Source organism: Sphingomonas sp., from assembly GCF_039595165.1.
GTDB lineage: Bacteria > Pseudomonadota > Alphaproteobacteria > Sphingomonadales > Sphingomonadaceae > Sphingomonas.
The window spans coordinates 1-2924 of sequence record NZ_JBCNMA010000204.1 but is presented as its reverse complement, the minus strand read 5'-3'; the positions used below and the strand labels follow the sequence as shown (position 1 = coordinate 2924).

Below are 2924 nucleotides of genomic sequence, written 5' to 3'. Positions count from 1 at the left end.
GTCGACGACGACGCTGCGATGCGCGAGGCCAACGTCCAGACGCTCGAACTCGCCGGGCTTGCGGTGCAACCCTTTCCCGGAGCGCAAGCGGCACTGGGCGCGATCAAACCGGACTTTGGGGGCGCAGTGATCACCGACATCCGCATGCCGGGGATGGACGGACTGCAATTCTTCGAGCGGATCCGCGCGATCGATCCCGAGATTCCGGTGATCCTGATCACCGGCCATGGCGACGTGCCGATGGCGGTGCGCGCGCTGCAGGACGGGGCGTTCGACTTCCTCGCCAAGCCCTTCGCCGCGGGACACCTCGCCGCCTCCGCCGCCAAGGCGTTGGCGGCGCGCGCGCTGGTGCTCGACAATCGCCGGCTGCGCGCGGACGCGGCGGCGCGCGACGAGAGCCCGCTGATCGGCGACACCCCGGCGATGGCGCGGCTGCGCGAGACGATCGCGCAGGTCGCACGCGCCGATATCGACGTGCTGATCGAGGGCGAGACCGGCACCGGCAAGGAGTTGGTCGCGGCGATGCTCCACCGCGGCTCGCCGCGCAGCGCGCGCCCCTTCGTCGCGGTCAACTGCGCGGCGCTGCCGGAGGCGCATGCCGAGATCGAGCTGTTCGGTCATGCCGCCGACGCCGTGCCCGGCGCCCGCTTCGCGCGCACCGGACGGATCGAGGCGTCGGACCGGGGCACGCTGTTCCTCGACGATATCGACGGCATGCCGCTCGGCGTGCAGTCGCGGCTGCTGCGCGTGATCGAGGAGCGCGAGGTGCTGCCGATCGGGGAGGCGCGGCCGATACCGCTCGACCTGCGCGTGATCGCATCGGTCAAGCCTGGGCTGGAGGCGCTGATCGAGGCGGGCGCGTTCCGCCGCGACCTGTTCTTCCGCTTGAACGTGGTGCGGCTGTCGCTTCCGCCCTTGCGCGAGCGGCGCGCGGACATCGCGCCGCTGTTCGCCGCCTTCGTGCGCGAGGCGAGCGCGCAGACCGGGCAGGCCGAGTTCCGCATGACCGACGCGGTGCGCCGGCGGCTGATCGAGCATGACTGGCCGGGTAATGTCCGTGAGCTGCGCAACTTCGCGTTCAGCGCAGTGCTCGACCTCGCCGATCCGGCCGCGGGGGAGGTGCCCGCGCTCGGCCTCGCCGAGCGCATGCGCGCCTATGAGGAGGCGCTGGTGCGCGAGGCGCTGCAGATCGCCAACGGCAGCGTTACCCGCGCGATCGAGCTGCTGCGCGTACCGCGCAAGACGCTCTACGACAAGATGAACCGCGCTGGGATCGTGCCGTCCGACTATCGCGCCCGGCGGCGCTGAGCGGTTCAGCCCGGGCAGGTTCCCGCCGGAGCACGGTGGCGCAGCGCCTTGCCGCCGGCCTCGCCGGTGAGCTTGCCGCCCTCGATCACGGCGATGCCGTTGACCAGCAGGGTGCGCACGCCCTCGCTGAATCGCGTCGGCTCGAGATAGGTCGCTTGGGGGCGATAGGCGGCCGGATCGAACACCACGATGTCGGCGAAATAGCCGGGCTTGAGGTGCCCGCGGCGGTCGAGCTTGTAGAAATCGGCGGTGCGACCCGTGCTCGAATGGATGAAGGTCGCGAGATCGATCGTCTTCTCGGCGACCACGTACTTGGCATATTTGGTCGGGAAGGTGCCGTACATGCGCGGGTGGCCGGCCGAACCGTCGGAGCCGGTCATCACCCAGGGCTGGCGCATCAGCAGCTTGATGTCGGGCTCGATCATGTTGAACGAGACGATCGGCGATCCGCCGCCCTGATTGGCGAGGATGATGCGCAGCGCCGCCTCGACCGGATCGACCTTCCATTCCGCCGCGACGACATCGAGGCGTTTGCCGCCCCAGGGCTTGCCGTCGCCGCGCAGCAGCACCGCATTCGCGCCGCCGCGGCGGACAAGGTTGGCCTGCATCTCGGCGACGATGCGTGCGCGGTCGGCCGGGGTTTCGATGCGCTTGACCAATGCGGCGGCACCGCCGTCCTGCGCCCAGCGCGGCACCAGCGAGGCGACCAGGCTCGAGCCCGAGGCCTCATAGGGATATTGGTCGGCGGTGACGTTCACGCCGCTGGCGCGCGCCGCCTCGATCGCCGCGACGATCTCGTTCGCCTTGCCGTGGACGTCGGCGCCGAGCGCCTTGATGTGCGCGAAATGCACCGGCATCCCTGCCTGCCGCCCGATCTCGATCGCTTCCTTGACCGAGTTGATCAGCCCGATCGAATAGGAGGATTCGTCGCGCTGGTGGGTGTCGTAGATGCCGCCGCGCCTGGCCGCCTCGCGCGCGACCGCGATCACCTCATCGGTCTTGGCGAAGCTCTGCGGCGCGTAGAACAGGCCAGTCGAAAGGCCGAACGCGCCCTCGCACATGCCGTGCGCGGTCAGCGCCCTCATCCGTTCGAGTTCGGCGGACGTGGGCGCGCGGTCGTCGTTCCCGAGCACCTTCACCCGCACCGCACCGAAGCCGACCAAAGCCGCGACATTCGGGCCGACGCTATTGGTATCCACGTGGTCGAGCAGTTCCTTGACCGTCCCCGAGCCCTGGCCATAGCCGTCGATGCCGGTGAAGATCGTGGTCACACCCTGCATCAGCCATGGCGTCACCAGCCGCTCCGCGGGTGTCTTGCCGAGGATCAGTGCGTCCGAATGGGTGTGCGGATCGATGAAGCCGGGGGCGACGACCAGGCCCTTCGCATCGATCACTCGCGCGCTCGGGTATTTGCCGGCGACGCCGGGGCCGACCGCGACGACCCGGTCCCCGACCACCACGACGTCGCCGGTGACCGGGCCAGTCGCGCTGCCGTCGTAGATCGTCCCGCCGGCTATCACGATCGTCTGGGGTGCGGACGCGGCGCCTCCAGTCAGCATCGCCGTGGCGGCCAGAAGCATGATCGTGCGCATCGCGTCGCTCCTCTTCGTCTATGG

General features: G+C 69.8%; 2 protein-coding genes. One reads left to right on the top strand and one right to left on the bottom strand.

Annotated elements, in window-relative coordinates:
• On the top strand, positions 1 to 1308 hold a 1308-nt coding region (locus ABDV68_RS18740), incomplete at its 5' end, for a sigma-54 dependent transcriptional regulator (protein ID WP_343521607.1).
• 5 nt (positions 1309 to 1313) lie between these two features.
• Here the strand turns inward: ABDV68_RS18740 and ABDV68_RS18735 are convergent.
• Complete coding sequence (locus tag ABDV68_RS18735) at positions 1314 to 2900, bottom strand: amidohydrolase family protein (protein ID WP_343521606.1); 1587 nt, start codon at positions 2898 to 2900, stop codon at positions 1314 to 1316.
• Between the last annotated feature and the right edge of the window lie 24 nt (positions 2901 to 2924).

Coding starts and splice junctions, on each gene's coding strand:
- ABDV68_RS18735 (WP_343521606.1), bottom strand. CDS start 2,900: ATGCGCACGATCATGCTTCTGGCCGCCACGGCGATGCTGACTGGAGGC.